Origin of the sequence: Bacteroides sp. 14(A) (assembly GCF_000526555.1) — a bacterium.
Taxonomy (GTDB): Bacteria; Bacteroidota; Bacteroidia; order Bacteroidales; family Bacteroidaceae; genus Bacteroides; species Bacteroides cellulosilyticus.
Genome location: NZ_JAGH01000001.1, coordinates 976,583 through 995,001, shown reverse-complemented (window position 1 = coordinate 995,001; position 18,419 = coordinate 976,583). Strand labels below are relative to the sequence as shown.

Annotated in this window: 9 protein-coding genes and 1 pseudogene; 4 read left to right on the top strand and 6 right to left on the bottom strand. The window is 43.5% G+C overall.

The window, feature by feature from the left end; all coding sequences use genetic code 11:
* The first annotated feature begins 116 nt into the window (after positions 1-116).
* A complete protein-coding gene (locus K429_RS0103365; protein ID WP_025726048.1) occupies positions 117-1,259 on the top strand; it encodes a PCMD domain-containing protein in 1,143 nt (380 codons plus the stop codon).
* Between the two features lie 15 nt (positions 1,260-1,274).
* The gene (locus tag K429_RS0103360; protein ID WP_025726047.1) at positions 1,275-2,063 is read left to right on the top strand and encodes a porin family protein; all 789 of its coding nucleotides are present in this window, start codon (positions 1,275-1,277) and stop codon (positions 2,061-2,063) included.
* A gap of 391 nt (positions 2,064-2,454) precedes the next feature.
* Here K429_RS0103360 and K429_RS29680 read toward each other — a convergent pair.
* Together K429_RS29680 and K429_RS0103340 are read right to left on the bottom strand one after the other, a co-directional pair.
* Positions 2,455-3,412, bottom strand: a pseudogene (locus K429_RS29680) (transposase).
* A 148-nt stretch (positions 3,413-3,560) separates the two neighbouring features.
* The gene (locus K429_RS0103340; protein ID WP_025726044.1) at positions 3,561-5,063 is read right to left on the bottom strand and encodes a PCMD domain-containing protein; all 1,503 of its coding nucleotides are present in this window, start codon (positions 5,061-5,063) and stop codon (positions 3,561-3,563) included.
* Positions 5,064-5,827: 764 nt separating this feature from the next.
* Here K429_RS0103340 and aroC point away from each other — a divergent pair.
* Both aroC and K429_RS0103330 read left to right on the top strand, forming a co-directional pair.
* The gene (gene aroC, locus K429_RS0103335) at positions 5,828-6,904 is read left to right on the top strand and encodes a chorismate synthase (RefSeq protein ID WP_007210363.1); all 1,077 of its coding nucleotides are present in this window, start codon (positions 5,828-5,830) and stop codon (positions 6,902-6,904) included.
* A 43-nt stretch (positions 6,905-6,947) separates the two neighbouring features.
* Positions 6,948-8,303, top strand: a complete 1,356-nt coding sequence (locus K429_RS0103330) for a dipeptidase (protein ID WP_025726043.1) — start codon at positions 6,948-6,950, stop codon at positions 8,301-8,303.
* A 14-nt stretch (positions 8,304-8,317) separates the two neighbouring features.
* Here the strand turns inward: K429_RS0103330 and K429_RS0103325 are convergent, their stop codons facing one another.
* From K429_RS0103325 to scpA, 4 genes are all read right to left on the bottom strand, one after another.
* Positions 8,318-10,321, bottom strand: coding sequence for an OmpA family protein (locus K429_RS0103325; protein WP_025726042.1), 2,004 nt, complete (start codon positions 10,319-10,321; stop codon positions 8,318-8,320).
* Positions 10,322-10,382: 61 nt separating this feature from the next.
* Positions 10,383-12,581 carry a DNA topoisomerase 3 gene (locus K429_RS0103320; protein WP_025726041.1) on the bottom strand — a complete coding sequence of 733 codons (2,199 nt, stop codon included), beginning with the start codon at positions 12,579-12,581 and terminating at the stop codon, positions 10,383-10,385.
* Between the two features lie 130 nt (positions 12,582-12,711).
* Positions 12,712-16,077 carry a glycosyl hydrolase family 28-related protein gene (locus tag K429_RS0103315; protein WP_025726040.1) on the bottom strand — a complete coding sequence of 1,122 codons (3,366 nt, stop codon included), beginning with the start codon at positions 16,075-16,077 and terminating at the stop codon, positions 12,712-12,714.
* Between the two features lie 194 nt (positions 16,078-16,271).
* Entirely contained in the window at positions 16,272-18,419 is a 2,148-nt protein-coding gene (gene scpA / locus K429_RS0103310) for a methylmalonyl-CoA mutase (protein ID WP_007210358.1), read from the bottom strand.

The window sequence follows — 18,419 nt, the reverse complement described above, 5'->3', positions numbered from 1 at the left end:
ATGGACACAAATTTAGAAAAAATGTTTTTAATACGTGCGCAAAGTCTTCTATTTCAAAAAAGAAACTTAACTTTGCGCCCGAGTTTTACATTATTAATAACCAAAAACTGAATTAAATGAAGATTAAAACGCTAACCTCGTGTTTCTTTTTGGCATTTGCCATATCTTCTTGTATACAAGACGAAGCGCTTAATTCTGAAGCGGCCATTGATGGTTGTACGGGTGCAGATGTGCAACTGGCCAATATCAATGCGAATGAAAAGATAGTCGATGTATATGTACATAAAGGTGCAGACCTTGCCAAACAAGAGTTGAAATTCACTCTACCAGAAGGTGCAACTATCAAACCTAATAATAGCAGAGACGGAGATACCGGAAACTTCTACAACTTTAGTGAAGCTGGCAATTCACGTTCATTTACCGTAACCTCTGAAAATGGTGAATTCAAACCCACTTATACTATAAATATTAAACCGACAGAATTACCAACAGTTTATCACTTTGAGGACTTGTTGATTGCAGAAAATACTCCTTACCACATTCTTTATGAGTTCGCCCCAAGTACCTCACAGGGAATATCAAAGGTTCTACAGTGGTCTAGTGGCAATCCAGGCTTTGCACTAACGGGAATGGCAAAGAGTCCTACTGATTATCCTACCGTACGTTCAGAAAGTGGCTACAGTGGCAAATGCGCTAAGTTAGAAACCAAAGATACAGGCAGTTTCGGTGCAATGGTAAAAATGTATATCGCTGCCGGAAATCTGTTTATCGGTAATTTTGATGTAAGCAAAGCATTAGCCGGACAAGAAGGTGCCCTAAAAGCAACCACTTTCGGCTTTCAATTCTATAAGCATCCTAAAGCGCTGAAAGGATATTATAAATATAAAGCCGGTCCTGTTTATACTGAAAACGGTCAACCACAAAGTGGTCCGAAGGACAGATTCGACATCTATGCCATCATGTACGAAGCTGATGACAACTCATTCATGCTGGACGGCACCAATGCCAAAACTTCCGACAAGCTTGTATATCTAGCACAGATAAAAGCCGATGAAGCACTGGAAACCGACCAATGGAAGGAATTCAATTTACCATTCGAATCCCAAAACAACAAGTCGATCGATGAACAGAAACTTCAGAATGGAAAATATAAACTTGGCATTATATTCTCTTCAAGCGTAGAAGGCGATCGCTTCAAAGGGGCTGTTGGTAGCACACTCTATATAGACGAAGTAGAATTAGTTTGTGAAGAGAACTAAAAAACGAAAATGATTATGAAGAAATATAACATTATTTTTATTGTATTCTTGCTGACAGTAGTGGGAAGCATTTCTGTAAAAGCGCAAGAGGATAGAACTCACAGCATCACACAATCCTACCTTCGCGGATGGGAATATTCTTTGAAAGCAGGATTTAGCGTTGGTGGTACCGCTCCTCTGCCCTTACCCGAGGAAATTCGTAAAATAGATAGCTATGTACCCAGCATGACCATTTCGATTGAAGGAAATGCTACAAAATGGCTCGACGAGAAAAAACTATGGGGATTGACTCTAGGTTTACGCCTAGAAACTAAAAACATGACGACAGAGGCCACTGTCAAAAACTATGGTATGAAGATTATCAATACCAATGGTGGTGAACTAGAGGGTCTATGGACTGGAGGAGTAAAAACCAAAGTAAAGAACTCCTATCTTACTGTTCCCGTCCTTGCTAACTATAAAGTCAGCAAACGCTGGAAGCTCGTAGCCGGACCTTATTTTTCTTATTTACTGGAAGGTGATTTCTCCGGTCATGTTTATGAAGGGCACCTCCGTACTCCCGATGAAACAGGTTCACGTGTAGATTTCAGCGGTGAAAGCGTTGCAACCTACGATTTCTCTGATGATCTCCGCAAATTCCAATGGGGCATACAATTCGGTGGGGAATGGAAAGCCTTCAAGCATCTGAATGTTTATGCTGACCTAACTTGGGGGCTAAATGATATCTTTAAGAAAAACTTCGATACCATTAGTTTTGCCATGTATCCTATTTATCTGAATATAGGCTTTGGATATTCATTCTAAAAACAACCTGTTTTATCTAATAAGTTCCGTTCATAATTATCATCTATATATCAAACTAATTTTAAACTGTTACTTTAAGTGATATATAATGGATATGCGGATGAACAAAAAATTAGGCGGACGAATGAAGTAATCCCCTCTTTACCCTGATCAGTCATTCCCTAAACAAACAAGCCGGAAGTGTTTTTATAATTACTTCCGGCTTGTTTGTTTAGGGATATTCAGTAAATATCGCTATTTTATATAAATGAAGAGTAACTCTATCTTTCGGTTAGCTTTACTCTTCATTTTTTATGTTTTCATACCTTATTTCATCAAAAATACCCTAGCATAACATAATGATTCACAGGTAGTCCTCTCAGTCCCTGTTTACTGTATATCTGACATTCATCTATGATGCCTTTTTCTTCTGCATCTTTTCTATCATACAAACAGAAATCCAAAGAATTTCTGTCTTCCTGTTTCTTGCTTTTATCTTTTGAAGCGAATAGTGTTGCTTCTGCGTACCAAAACTTCCTTCCAGACGGGTAGCTCTTTCACGACTAAGTGCCAATCTGAGTATTTTACGAACTTGCTCGTCTTTGGCAACCCTGCCTTTACGAACAAATGAAGTGGATATACCATAATGCGTACAGAACTTTCGGTTGGCATTATTAGCATAGATAGAATCGGCAACGACTGCCTTAATTCTGACTTTCATCAGGCTCTGCTATAAACGGATACAATCCTTCAACCGTATGCCTTCATTAAAAGTCTTGAAAAAAGATGCTCTATAAGGGAGGTATCATCTATTTGTATATTATTCATTTTGGCTCCAAACTCTATAGATTGGGTTTCTTTGTCACGAACAACAGGATGGATTATAATGACGGTCGATGTTTACGATACGGTCTGATACTTTCTTTCCTACAAATAATTCTTTTTCCTGTTGCAAAACTTTCCTAATGATGAAAAGACGCTTTTGATAATCACAAGATAAGGTGAGGCGATTACCATGACTACGATGTAACAATTTTGTAATTAGGAAGAGGATAAAGGGGATCAATCTGAATATCACAAAACAGCTGATAGTAAATGTTATCATTCAAACATTCAATCAGCTAAAAATCAGAAAATTAGTATAGGATTTGAACAATCAAGGCTATTTTACCTTTAGCTGAAAAATAACTCTTACAACCCAGATGGGAATCCTAAAGATGCATTCTATCAGCTAAGGCAGAAAAAGGAAAAGCACGACGAAGACGGGCAAGTTCACTGCATTCAAAACTCATGCGATATTTTTGGAAAATATCAAATTCTGCAAAACCTAAAGTAGGATGAAGTTCGGAGATTTTGTGTATCTTTACCATGTCTTTGTATATTGATTATCCCCGATTTAGTCACCAAACTGTGTTTTCGGGGAAATATCTAAAGATACAAAAAACCAACTAACTCGCAATGAATTAGTTGGCTTTAACTTTGTTATTTTGAGAATATCCCTATTTATGAGGGCGCTTCTTATTCACCTATAACCTCGAACTCATCAATCCATAAAGTGCTTCCGCCGGCACCCCTGAAAACATCACCTTCTTTACTGGAAGAACATGAAATAACCAACTTATACTTTTTACTCGGATCATACTCTTTGATGTAAGTGAAAGGTAAATCAAAGTAGGTGTATGCACTTTTTGCTGTTCCATCAGCTAATACAGCTGTAGCTACGTGATACTCAGAACCATTTATAGTATGTCCCGTTAAGATTACTTCATTACCATCAGCATCTGTGGCTTCGTACAACACTGCTTGGATAGCGCATTCATCCTTACTGTCCGGCTCTTCCGTTACATCTTCCGGCTTAGTGGCACCTTTACCGTTTATGAATTTCTCGCCTGGAGTATACTTATACCAACCTCTAAAATAAGCCGGTTTCTTGTCGTACTCAATACCAAATTCAGTAGTTAGTAAACGATCCTCGAAAACTTTACTAATATTAAAGAAACCGGTAAACACAGAACCGGATGTAAGGGCGGGTACTAAAGCATTTGTTTGCGCGCTTGTATCCATTGTTACCAATTTTGCGGCATTACCCGCAACAACATCTTCTGTTTCTTTATACAAAGGGAAACCTTCTACTCCATACAGCCACAATAGAGAAGCTCCTGATGCACTTGTTGCCAACGTTTCTTCTGCAGGTTCATCGTGCTGAGATTTTCCGGTGCCTACAGACTTCCATTCGTCAAACGGAAATTTCATCGCTACCTGACGACCAGCTACTGAAACTACATATTCCTTGGTTGTTCCATCTTCCGCTATCACTGTATAAGTAACGCTTGAAGCAAAATTTTGCTTTACACCTGTAGCAGGAGAAACAACTGCCTTTGGAGAAATTTCAATAGTCGGTACTAATGCTGCCAATTCAGCATCTGTAGCTTCTTCTAACACTTTAAATGATATTTTACCCGTAGCGTCATCAATAGTGGGCTGTTCTGTTACAATGGGAGCATCTTTAAAAACAAAGCTCGTTATCTTTGCCTCCGAGCTTTCGGAACCGGAAAGTTTATTACCTTTATATACCACCTTTACTTTCTGGCTTATATCGCCTACTTTGGCATCAATATCCATATCAATCTTCACTTGCCCATTAGTCACGGTACCTGTGGCATTGATGATACAAGAAAGACCGGTCACCGCCAGTTCCTGAACTCCCGTAAACGTATAAACACTATTTTTTTTAGATAATTCACAATTACTTAATACAACATCACCTATCGCAATTCCCATAAAACTAAAATCTTTCATGGTCAAGTTAATAGCGGTGGAACTAGCCTTTACAACAGATATGTTTTTGGGAATATCCGTTCCGATAGTCGTACCGTCTACCTCTACGTCTAATGTTCCCTTGTAATTACCCGCTATTTCCTGTTCAATCGCAACAGAATAGTCTGGGTCATCATCACTACAAGCTATAAACAAACTCATAGAGCAGATCAATGCAAACAAATAAAAAAAATTCTTCTTCATAATTTTTGTTGTTTAGTTAATACAAACCTTCTCAACGAAGGTGATAATGTTCTATTTTTATTAAACAAGTTTACGTGGGCACAAAGAAACAGCTTATAATGCACATAAAAAAGGTCAGTTCTACATTTTAATGTTCTATTTTTAAGTTTCTCTTTACTTACCTTCAATAGATATATAAGTATATTAGAACGTTTACCCAGAACAATATACAAATAAATAGAGCAAATTGTTCTTTATAATCCTTGTTGTTTAGTTAATAATAGCTTCCCAACACTGGATAGCCGTGCTTTTTCTTTGTATCACTTTCGGGGTGCAAAATAACCGTTTTTTGTCACACCAAACAAGGTCAATACATTAATATTTTTGTCCTTTTTTTAATATTTTCTATAATATCCCCCATTTATATAGGCATTTCTATACTTTATTTTATAGACAACAGGATTATAAACCTCTCATATCAGTTCTTCCCCACCCTCACCGCACCCAGGACGTACTTGCTCCGTACCAAGTCCGCAGTTTCTCCGTCTAAAGGTACTTCTGACCGAAGAATGTACGGAGCAAGTACGGTTCAGATACAGTTCGGGTACAATCCTGGTACAATTCAACACAGGGTAAAAAACACCTCATTCCATAAAAAAACAATATTTCTTTCTTTTCATGAGAAAAAATCCATAACTATTTGTTATCTTTAGGCATCCAAAAGCTTTTATTCAAAGGATTTGGCATGAATAAACCTTATACATAAACCATTAAAGCAAAAGATTATGTTCAACTCATTCGGCAACATTCTCCGCCTTACCAGCTTTGGGGAGTCACATGGTAAAGGCATCGGAGGCGTCATTGATGGATTTCCCGCTGGTATCCGCATTGACATGGATTTCGTGCAAGCGGAACTGAATCGTCGCCGTCCCGGGCAATCCCTCATCACAACGGCACGGAAGGAAGGTGATAAAGTAGAATTCCTTTCAGGTATCTTCGAAGGTAAATCGACAGGATGTCCCATAGGATTCATAGTATGGAACGAAAATCAACATTCCAGTGATTATGATAATATGAAGGAAGTGTACCGCCCCTCGCATGCGGATTATACATATAAGGTGAAATACGGCATTCGCGACTATCGTGGCGGCGGACGTTCATCGGCACGCGAAACCATTTCACGCGTAGTGGCAGGTGCGCTTGCCAAACAAGCACTCCGTCAACTGGGCGTACGCATTACGGCATATACCTCACAGGTAGGCCCCATCCGTCTGGAAGAAAATTATACCGCTTATGACCTTGATCTTATAGATACCAATCCTGTACGTTGTCCGGACCCTGTAAAGGCGAAGGAAATGGAAGAACTGATTTTCAAGATCAAGGGAGAAGGTGACACTATCGGAGGTGTAGTGACGTGTGTCATCAAAGGATGTCCTATCGGACTGGGACAACCAGTATTCGGCAAATTACACGCTTCGCTTGCCTCGGCCATGCTCAGTATCAATGCTGCCAAAGCATTCGAATACGGCGACGGATTTAAAGGCCTGAAGCAAAAAGGTTCGGAACAAAATGACGTATTCTTCAATAACTGCGGACGTATTGAAACGAAAACCAATCACTCCGGCGGTATTCAAGGCGGCATCAGCAACGGACAGGATATCTTCTTCCGCGTTGCATTCAAGCCTGTAGCCACCGTGCTTATGGAGCAACATACGGTCAACATAGATGGGATAGACACCACACTGAAAGCCCGCGGTCGCCATGACCCATGCGTATTGCCACGTGCAGTACCCATCGTAGAGGCAATGGCTGCCATGACCATACTTGATTTTTATCTTATTGACCGTACTACACAATTATAGAAGTGGTAGGGTGTTAAAGTAATTCACCTTATTATATATATTTATGAACGAAATACAGAAATACATTTCAAAGAATGAATCCAAGATGCTGGAAGACCTGTTCAGCCTCATCCGTATACCAAGTATCAGTGCAAAACCGGAACACCATGATGATATGCTGGCCTGTGCAGAGCGTTGGGCACAACTTCTGATTGAAGCCGGTGCAGACGAAGCATTGGTGATGCCCTCAAAAGGCAATCCGATTGTTTTCGGACAGAAGACAGTAGATCCTACAGCAAAAACAGTTTTAATATATGCGCATTACGACGTGATGCCCGCAGAGCCGTTAGAACTGTGGAAAAGTGAACCTTTTGAACCGGAAATACGTGATGAACACATCTGGGCACGCGGTGCGGATGATGACAAAGGGCAAGCATTCATCCAAGTGAAAGCTTTCGAATACCTTGTGAAGCACGGTATATTGAAGAACAATGTCAAGTTCATTTTCGAGGGTGAAGAAGAAATAGGCTCACCCAGTCTGGAATCTTTCTGTGAAGATCATAAAGAACTATTAAAAGCCGATGTCATTCTCGTATCGGACACCAGTATGCTGGGGGCGGACTTACCCTCACTCACTACAGGACTCCGCGGACTGGCATACTGGGAAATAGAAGTAACCGGACCTAACCGCGACCTGCATTCAGGACATTTCGGCGGTGCTGTTGCCAATCCTATCAACGTACTATGCGGCATGATTGCCAAAGTGGTAGATGCGGATGGACGTATCACGGTACCCGGTTTCTACGATGACGTAGAAGAAGTGCCACAGGCAGAACGTGATATGATTGCACACATTCCGTTTAATGAAGAAAAGTACAAAAACGCTATTGGCGTAAAAGAACTGTTCGGAGAAAAAGGTTACAGTACGCTGGAGCGTAACAGTTGTCGCCCTTCATTCGACGTTTGCGGTATCTGGGGTGGATATACCGGTGAAGGTTCTAAAACAGTACTTCCATCCAAAGCTACAGCAAAAATATCCTGCCGTCTGGTTCCGCATCAGGACCACCACAAGATTTCGCAAATGTTTGCCGATTATATTCGGAGTATTGCTCCGGATACGGTACAAGTGAAGGTAACACCGATGCACGGAGGACAAGGTTATGTATGTCCTATCAGCCTGCCTGCCTATCAGGCCGCTGAGAAAGGTTTTGAAAAAGCATTCGGAAAAAAGCCACTGGCTGTGCGACGCGGAGGAAGTATCCCTATCATTTCAACGTTCGAACAGGTGCTTGGCATTAAGACAGTGCTCATGGGGTTTGGATTAGAATCAAATGCCATCCACTCACCCAACGAAAACTTCCCGCTCGATATTTTCAGAAAAGGTATTGAAGCGGTGGTGGAATTTCATATTAGCTTGTAGCTCGTAGCTGCAACTCATTGATACGTCGTCCTCAACACCTTGAACTCTGTACGACGGTTAATCGCATTACAAATCTCCTGCTGTTCCGGTGGGAGATTTTTTATAAACTCTTCTGTCAACACATCTCCCTCTTTCAGGAAAGGTGCTGATTTCAGCGTAAACTTGGTCACTGTTTTAGGTTGCTGTTCACCATATCCTTTCGGTGTAAGACGTTCCGGATCAATCCCTCCCTTAATAAGATAGCGTACAACAGACTCTGCACGGCGTTGCGAAAGACGAAGATTATAATCATCATTTCCTTTATAATCGCAATGCGCAGACAGTTCGATAGTAACATTCGGATTGTCATTCAACAACTCTATCAGTTCATCTAGAGCCACTGTAGATTCTGGTGTCAGATCAGCCTTATCAAACTCATAAAAAATATTCTCTATCAGTACAGGGCGGGTAATGGAAGATAGCGGAAACTCAAGTTCATAGAGGCGATCCTCATTAATATTTTCCGTTGCCATTTCTTCTTTGTCATTCAAATAACCACGGCAGGAAGCCAGCAAGGCATAACGGCATCCCGGTGCGAGCTCTTGAGTGAAAGTACCGTCTTTCTTCACGTTTATCTTTAAATAAGTACCGTCATCCCCCACCAAAGTGACAAGCGCATCAGAGAGCACATCTCCCTCCTTATCGTACACCAATCCTTTCAAGACATGATGTACCTCAGGAAACTCAAAACTATAAATATGATCCCAACCACGGGCATCTCCACGGTTAGAAGAAAAGAACCCTCGATTGGGAGCACCAGGCTCAAAAGTCATACCGAAATCGTCACCCTGTGAATTCACCGGAGACTGCATATTTTCAATACGCCATCGCCCCGTCAGGCTGTCTGTTATAGCACGGAATATATCCAGCCCTCCCATACCAGGATGTCCGGTAGAAGAGAAATACAAAGTACCATCCGGCGAAAAGGTAGGAAACATCTCATCAGCAGAGGTGTTTATTTCAGGTCCCAGATTATCGACATAGCCGAAACCATCGCGGGTTATGTTGATACGCCACAAATCCAGCCCTCCTTGCCCACCGGGCATATCAGATACAAAATAAAGATAATCACCCGCAGGAGACAACACCGGATGAGCAACAGAAGAAAGCGTATCATTCAGAATTGCACATTTCTGAGGAGCTCCCCACTCTGCTCCGGCACGCTGAGAAACATAAATCTCGGCATAAGCTGGTGCATTGGGCAAGGTCCGGCAGCGAGTAAAATACATTGTTTTACCATCCGACGAAAAAGAGCAGGCACCCTCTTCAAACTCACTATTCACTTCCGAAGCAAGCGGTTCAGGCTTCTGCCATTGTTTCTTTTCATTCCGTTTAGAATGAAATATATCAGCACTCTTCATCCCGGTAATACCGTTCAGGTCAGTACCTTTCGCTTCATTACGGGTAGAGGTGAAATACAAGATATCGGGATCATCTCCCGCATACATAGGAGAATAATCGCTACGGCGGGAAACAAGAATAGGCACCCGTTTTACAATATACCGGGTAGGCTTCTTTTTCCATTCCTGCGCCAGACGACAAGAGGTGAGTCCGATTTGTGTCAGAGAGTCTTTACGTTCTTTCCCGGTAGGCAAGGTCTGTGCGTAAGCAAGGTAATTCTCATAATAAGGTATAGCCGCTGCATACTCACCATTCTTACGGAGCATTTCCGCCAGATAAAAATGAGAGAGAGTATCCGGATAACGATAACGGACAGCATTCATATAAGCGCCTTTAGCCTTCAATGTATAATTGATGCGACGGTAACAATCGCCTTGTTTATAGGCCAGTACGCCCCGTTGCGAACGATCTTTCGGAGAAGTACGGGTATAGGCGGTTTTATAATGACGGGCAGCATCAAAGTATTCACCACGAGCATAGCTTTGCTCTGCATGGCGCAAACTCCGTCCCACTCCACAGGAAGTGAGAAGTAAACCGACAGAAAGAAAAAAGAAAAGAAAACGCCTATATAATCTCATGCTCCATTACTTTTCATAGCTCATTCTAATAAACTGAAAAATCGGCAGATTATTGTATCTTTCATTCCGAACCAAACGCCTGACGAAACGTACATCCGTTCTTCCATTCAGAGCAACCATAAGCGGTTTTACCTTTAATAATGGTTCCTTTGCCGCACAACGGACAAACTTGTCCCTCAACAGAATCTGTTTGAGTTGCATCTGTCTGAATATTCCCTGTCTGCGAAGCACCATCAACCGGTGCGACAGGTTTAGCTTCAGCAGCCTTTTTCCGCGGTTTACTCTGACGCTTAGGCTTCGAAGCATCTTTTTCTTTAGCAGCTTTCCCGTTCTTACCGTCGGCAGTCGCTTCCTGCACAGCCTGTACAATTGTAATATGCCGGTTACTGTTATCCGAAAGCACGCTCATCACAACTTCGGAAACCATCTGTTTCAGTTCCTCAAGAAATTGTGCAGCATTATATGTTTTCTTTTCAATCTCCCGGAGCTTCTTTTCCCAGATACCCGTCAATTCGGCAGACTTCAGCAGTTCTTCATGGATAATCTGAATAAGTTCGACGCCTGTAGGTGTAGCAATCAGGTTTTTCTTTTCCTTGCGGATATAATTGCGCTTGAACAAAGTCTCAATAATTGCCGCACGCGTAGACGGCCTGCCGATACCATTCTCTTTCAGAGCATCCCGCAATTCATCGTTATCCACCAGTTTACCTGCGGTTTCCATGGCACGCAACAAGGTAGCCTCTGTATAAGGACGAGGCGGCTGCGTCCACTTCTCATATAAATCAGGCACATGGGGTCCGCTTTCACCTTTCACAAAAGCAGGTAATACATTCTCTTCCTCTCCCGGGTCTTTTTCTTCTTGCGACTGTGCCCCCGGAGTTCCGAATATAACTCTCCATCCCGGTTCCAGAATCTGCTTACCGGTAGTCTTGAATTCAATCTCTTCAACTACCCCCAACACCGTAGTAGTGGCAAACTTACAATCCGGATAGAATACTGCAATAAAACGACGCGCTATCAGATCGAAAACTCGACGTTCCATATCCGTCAGGTTCTGCGGATATTGCCCTGTAGGGATAATAGCATGGTGATCCGTTACCTTTGAATTATCAAAAACTTTTTTGGATTTCAGCAAAGTAGTGCCATCCAAAGGTGTCGTAAACGTAGCGTAGTCACGCAGTCCTTTCAGAATACCCGGACATTTCGGGTAGATATCATCACTTAGGTAAGTGGTATCTACACGCGGGTAGGTAGCCACCTTCTTCTCATATAATGACTGAATAATTTTCAGAGTTTCATCAGCAGAATAAGCAAACTTCTTATTACATTCCACCTGTAGGGAAGTCAAATCAAAAAGACGGGGGGGGGCTTCCTTTCCTTCTTTCTTGGTTACATTGGTAATGGCAAAAGGAGAATTCCGTATTTGTTCCAGCAATGCCGCCCCTTGCTCTTGGCTGGCAATAGGATCAATACCCCGGTTTTCTTCTTCCTTTTTGGGCTTCTTCCCGGCAGCGATAGCTTCCTTATTCTTTTCAGCTTCCAGAATCAGCTCTTCCTCACTTTTCCGGATTATGGCAGAAAACGTTGTATCACGATATACAGTCTTCAATTCCCAATATTGTTTGGGCACAAAATTCGCTATTTCCAACTGCCGGTTTACAATGAGTGCCAACGTTGGCGTCTGCACACGACCAATGGAAAGTACCTGTTTATTCTGTCCATACTTCATTGTATAGAGACGGGTTGCATTCATTCCGAGCAACCAGTCGCCAATAGCCCGGCTCAGTCCGGCTTCATAGAGCGGTTGAAACTCTTTCTGATCCTTCAGTTTGGCAAAACCTTCACGGATGGCTTCTTCCGTCAACGATGAAATCCACAACCGCTTTACCGGACAGCGTGCACCGGCTTTCTGCATCACCCAACGCTGAATTAACTCTCCCTCTTGCCCGGCATCACCACAATTTATAATCATGTCGGCTTTCTGCATGAGGGTTTCTATCGTATGGAATTGCTTCTCGTAAGTAGGATTACTGATTAGTTTTATTCCGAAACGGGGCGGTATCATGGGCAGGCTTCCCAGGCTCCATGATTTCCAGTTCGGGGTATATTCATGCGGTTCTTTGAGTGTACAGAGGTGACCGAAAGTCCAGGTAACCTGGTATCCGTTCCCTTCGATGTATCCGTCTCTCCTGTCTTTCGCTCCTAATACATCAGCAATGTCACGCGCCACAGAGGGCTTTTCGGCAATACAAACTATCATTCATCTCTTTTTTAGTCGGGCAAAAGTAGTATAAATCGAAAGCAGAAGCAAATTTATTTGCACTATGCTAAGATACAGCCCATTTTCGGGAAGCAAAGGTACAAAAAAGAGATGAATGATAAAAAATGAATTAATCTTTAAAGAATAATTTCTTCCTCAGTACATTTGTACCATTGGTTGCAATAACGATATAGAAACCTTTTTGCATACCTGATAATTCCAGAAAATTAGCGTTGGTATCTTGCAAAAGCAGGCGTCGGCCGGACAAGTCAACGATCTCGATCCGGGTACTCATATCATTCCCTAAGCCACTCCAGGACAATTGGCCGTTGTAGTAAAACATTTCTGCCGCAGACGAGGAAGCATCCGGTAAAATACCGGTTGAAGGATCATCTACGCAAGCGGCATAAAGTTCATGAATCGACCAGTAATTGCCCTTAGTTCCCGTTTGCACAATCTTGAATTTTGAAGTTTCTTCTGCCGGGAAAGAGATAATTTGTACTGATCCTGCATTCTTACCCGAAGCAACAAGTTTCCATGTGTCGCCTTCACCGGTACTCAAATACAACTCATAACCTGCCGGACCATCATTCGGACTCTTCGATGTGTCCAGAATAATCCGGTTCAGTTTCTGTGCCGCTCCCATGTCCACCATCACCCACTGTCCGGCTTGCTGCGAAGCGCTTGTATCCCAACGTGTGGAGGCATCATCATCAATGGCTTTACCCGCATTTGAATTGTTCGTACTGGCCGTGATCTTCCATTTCAGACGATTTAACAGCGCATCCGTAGTAGTGAAAACAGGTGCAATCGTCAAGTTATTCTCCCACACAGCTATCTTATCAATAGTTCCGGCAGCCACATCGGTTACAGTAGACGTAACAGAAGCCTGCTTCTCGTGTCCTTCGCTAATGAAGGCAGCCTCGTCTTTCATATTTACGACAGCATTGTGTAAAACGATAGTACCTGTAGTCTTGGGAAAGTTCATGAAGGAAGTCCCTCCGGACGTACTGAAGTTCACCAGATTCAGATTCATTTTTCCACTTTCCACAACGACACCATGCTTGGCACTTCCCCAGAAATCCGCACCAAAAAGAGTTACCTCACCCGAAAAGCCTGCACGAGTAGTCAAAAAGCGAGTTTCTGTATATGTGTTACTTTGATCCTCAAGGGCTACAACCTGAGAATTAATCATATCAAAGCCAGCCGGATCGAGCGCCTCGTAAACCACGGAATTCCAGGAACCATCAATACCCAATCCAAGGGAGCAACCCGATGCGGCTTTACCCTGGTCGGCTTGAAAGACGATGCCCTCGAAACCACCATAGTGGAAGTCATTGTACAAAATCTGATTACGGCAATCGCCCACGGTGATGAAACGTAGTTCTGTCTGATTCTGCCAATAAGCCTTGTCCTGATCTGCTTTTGCACTGTTGGGCCATGAACCAAACTTTGTTTCTTCTCCACAAGCATACACTATCGTATTGAACTGCATATTGCAGACCCGCCCACCTTCTGAACCGCCACCGATGCGGATTGCATTCATAAAAACATGTCCTGCCAGATAATCGACATAATGATTGTCACATTTATAAGTAAACAAATCCAGACCGTTGTATGCAGCACGTAAACCTACATTCACTACATACACATCCTTTCCCAGCGCCTGAATACAATAAGGATATTCAGTTACAGTAGGCAATGCGGAAGATACCTGCTCGGGATAGTCAAACGACAATCCACGCACGCCACTACCAGCTGAGAGTTTCAGGAAAGCCTCTCCTTGTGCCTGTCCGCGCCCTGCATAGACTTCAAGAATACTGCCATGCCCACGTGGAATAGTAGCAAAATCAGAAGCGCCCCGCAGTTCCACACCTGTAGGAACTGTCAGATTCCCCAGCACTTTATAACGCCCGCCGGGCAGATATACAATACCTCCACCTTCACTGGCAGCCTTATCCAATGCCTTCTGAATAGCTTCCGTGTTATCCTTAGCCATCTCCAGTCCCGAACGGATATCTATTTGAAGCCACATACTGGTTGAGCTAGCAGTAAATGGTACCACAAAGGGTTCGGCTCCAAAGTCAAGTACATTATACAACGCCATACGCAAAGGCTTGGTTTCCGGTACTTTCATTTCCGGAAACTCCGGCAAAGGCTTCATCTCTACAGGCGTATGATCAATGCGGCATTCAAAGAGGGATTGATTATTGATATCCGCTTTCTTCGCAAAACGATTACCTGTAAGGATTGCACGGGCATCAGAACCAATATATACTTGCGGCGCGTCATTATTAAAGTCTGTATCCGAAACGATGAGATCACCTCCCAAACCTTTTACTTCCCCCTTATTGACAGTACACTGCTGCATCATCAATTTAGAAGAAATGCCTTGTTCCAGCAATACTGCCGCATCCGAGGCAGATATTTCACACCCATAGAACTGTACCGGTCCAGTACTGGCGGATGTCACTACCACACCTTTTTCGCAATCTTCAATGTGGGCCCGTGTAAACATGATACCTGCCGATGAAGTACCATCCACATAAATACCCGTCTCGCAGTTCCGCAAATTGAACTCATAATTATGTCCGTTAGGTGCACCGTCTCCTCCTACGCAAAGTCCGGTACTAAAACCTTTATTATAGCCTTCAATATCCACATAGCATGTATACGACCAGTCGTTACGACGCATCACAATGCCTGTTCCATGCTTATAGATCCAGTCAGCATAGGCTTCACCTGCCTGCGGCGCTCCTTCCAGGCCGGAGTCCGCCCAATAATCGGGTGAGAAATGTATCCACTCAAAACGCCCTACATCGGCTATATGGTCAATCTCGATACCACGTGACAGCGGAGTGCCATACACATCGTAGATATTGGGACAACCGCCCCCGTTTTTCCTCGACAGCACGATGCCGCTATAAGAATTCACCAATGTCACATGACGCACATTGCAGTAATCGTTTCCCCATACGCCCTCACGCCCGTACAAGATAGTGGGCGGATAAGGTTTTATATTATCAGGATCCTGGTGCGGATACCAGATAGTAAGGTGTGTCAATGCAGTAGACGGTTCCATCGTGATAAATGCACCGGATTCTGTCTCAGATCCACTTTGCGTATCCACCATCAGGATGGTTCCTTCCACTGGCTTGCCTTTCACCGGCCGTTTCCATTCTCCACGCATCGTAACACCGGTAGGAATGAACAACTTTCCGGAAATACGATAACGACCAGCCGGAACAAACAATACACCACCACGGCGATTTTCGCCTAATTTAGTCAATGCCGTCTGGAAAGCATCCAACGAATTTTTCACACCCGTAGGATCGGCATTAAAGTCAGTAGTCACAGTATAGGTAGCCACCCCTACATCTTCTGCCGGATATTCATCCGACGCGATTAATTTCCAGTTACCGGGTTTATCAGCAGACTGCGATCTTACACCCAAAGCCAATAAGGCTAACAAACTAAAAAGTAGTAATTTCTTCATGCGATATTATTATTAGATTATGGTTCTTCTATAAGCAAGAATAATAGCGCAAAGATGTGGTGGGACAGTTAATAAGAGAATTAATCTGGAATTAAAAACAAACTAATTTTCGTGTACACCGCTTAAAAACAAAAAAGCAGGGTGTTTTTTAACACCCTGCCTCTCTAAAATTATCGAAATTATCAATAAAAGCTTTATTCTTCGTCCATCATGATTTCCAGAATCTGGCAAGCAGCCTTGGCAACCGGAGTACCGGGACCAAAGATAGCAGCTACACCGGCCTTATAGAGGAAATCATAATCCTGTGCAGGAATTACACCACCGGCAATTACGATGATATCCTCACGACCTAATTTCTTCAACTCTTCGATGATCTGCGGAACCAGTGTCTTATGTCCGGCAGCCAGTGAAGATACGCCCACTACGTGAACGTCATTTTCAACAGCCTCGCGGGCTGCTTCGGCAGGTGTCTGGAACAACGGTCCCATATCCACATCGAAACCACAGTCGGCATATCCGGTAGCTACAACTTTAGCACCACGGTCGTGACCGTCCTGACCCATCTTGGCAACCATAATACGGGGCTGACGTCCCTCTTTCTTCGCAAACTTTTCAGTCAACTCGCAAGCACGCTTGAAGTCACTGTCATTCTTACTTTCTGATGAATACACGCCTGATATAGTTCTTATTATTGCTTTATAACGTCCTACAATCTTTTCGCAAGCATAAGAGATTTCTCCCAATGTAGCGCGAACACGGGCAGCTTCCACTGCCAATTCCAGCAAGTTGCCTTCCTTGGTTTCCACGCATTTGGTGATAGCCTCCAATGCTTTCTGCACTTCAGCCTCATTACGTCCTTCTTTCAGACGCTTCAGGTTCTCAATCTGTTCCAGACGAACTGCTGTATTGTCGATTTCAAGGATATCAATCGGAGCTTCTTTCTCCAAGCGATACTTGTTCACACCAACGATAGTCTGAGAACCGGAGTCGATACGGGCCTGCGTACGTGCAGCAGCTTCTTCGATACGCATCTTAGGAATACCGGTTTCGATAGCTTTCGCCATACCACCCAATTTTTCAACTTCCTGAATGAGTTCCCAAGCCTTGTGAGCCAGCTCGTTTGTCAGAGACTCTACATAGTAAGAACCACCCCACGGGTCAACATTCTTGCAGATGTAAGTTTCTTCCTGAATATAAATCTGAGTGTTACGTGCGATACGTGCAGAGAAGTCCGTCGGCAACGCAATAGCCTCGTCAAGTGCATTGGTGTGCAAAGACTGAGTATGTCCCAGTGCAGCAGCCATGGCCTCGATACAAGTACGGCCAATATTGTTAAACGGATCTTGCTCGGTCAGTGACCAGCCCGAAGTCTGAGAGTGTGTACGCAGAGCCAGAGATTTCGGGTTCTTCGGATTGAACTGTTTCACAATCTTCGCCCAAAGCATACGTGCAGCACGCATCTTGGCAATTTCCATGAAGTGGTTTGTACCGATAGCCCAGAAGAAAGACAGGCGCGGAGCAAAAGCATCAATATCAATACCCGCAGCTGTTCCGGCACGGAGGTATTCCAAACCGTCGGCCAACGTATAAGCCAACTCGATGTCCGCCGTAGCTCCCGCTTCCTGCATGTGGTAACCGGAGATAGAGATAGAGTTGAACTTCGGCATCTTCTGAGAAGTATATTCGAATATATCGGAAATAATCTTCATGGAGAATGCAGGCGGGTAAATATAGGTATTACGCACCATGAACTCTTTCAGAATATCATTCTGGATAGTACCGGCCATTTCTTCCAACTTAGCACCCTGTTCCAGGCCGGCATTAATATAAAACGCAAGAACCGGAAGCACAGCACCATTCATTGTCATGGACACGGACATCTTGTTCAAAGGAATACCATCGAAGAGAACCTTCATGTTTTCCAGTGAACAGATAGATACACCGGCTTTACCTACGTCACCTACCACACGTTCGTGGTCTGGATCGTAACCGCGGTGTGTAGCCAAGTCAAAGGCAACGGACAAACCTTTCTGTCCGGAAGCCAGGTTACGACGGTAGAATGCATTCGACTCTTCAGCAGTAGAGAATCCGGCATACTGACGGATTGTCCAGGGACGCAATGTGTACATCACAGAGTACGGACCACGCAGGTAAGGAGGCAAACCGGCAGCATATCCCAGATGTTCCATGCCTTCCAGGTCTTCCTTTGTATAAACAGGCTTCACTTCAATGTGTTCCGGCGTTTTCCAATCAGCATGGATGCCGTTAGCCTTTTGCCACTCAGCACCGTTTGCAGGCTGAAATGCGGCATATATATCTAAGTTCTTAAAATCTTTTCTCAT

Coding starts and splice junctions, on each gene's coding strand:
- K429_RS0103365 (WP_025726048.1), top strand. CDS start 117: ATGAAGATTAAAACGCTAACCTCGTGTTTCTTTTTGGCATTTGCCATA.
- K429_RS0103360 (WP_025726047.1), top strand. CDS start 1,275: ATGAAGAAATATAACATTATTTTTATTGTATTCTTGCTGACAGTAGTG.
- K429_RS0103340 (WP_025726044.1), bottom strand. CDS start 5,063: ATGAAGAAGAATTTTTTTTATTTGTTTGCATTGATCTGCTCTATGAGT.
- aroC (WP_007210363.1), top strand. CDS start 5,828: ATGTTCAACTCATTCGGCAACATTCTCCGCCTTACCAGCTTTGGGGAG.
- K429_RS0103330 (WP_025726043.1), top strand. CDS start 6,948: ATGAACGAAATACAGAAATACATTTCAAAGAATGAATCCAAGATGCTG.
- K429_RS0103325 (WP_025726042.1), bottom strand. CDS start 10,321: ATGAGATTATATAGGCGTTTTCTTTTCTTTTTTCTTTCTGTCGGTTTA.
- K429_RS0103320 (WP_025726041.1), bottom strand. CDS start 12,581: ATGATAGTTTGTATTGCCGAAAAGCCCTCTGTGGCGCGTGACATTGCT.
- K429_RS0103315 (WP_025726040.1), bottom strand. CDS start 16,077: ATGAAGAAATTACTACTTTTTAGTTTGTTAGCCTTATTGGCTTTGGGT.
- scpA (WP_007210358.1), bottom strand. CDS start 18,419: ATGAGAAAAGATTTTAAGAACTTAGATATATATGCCGCATTTCAGCCT.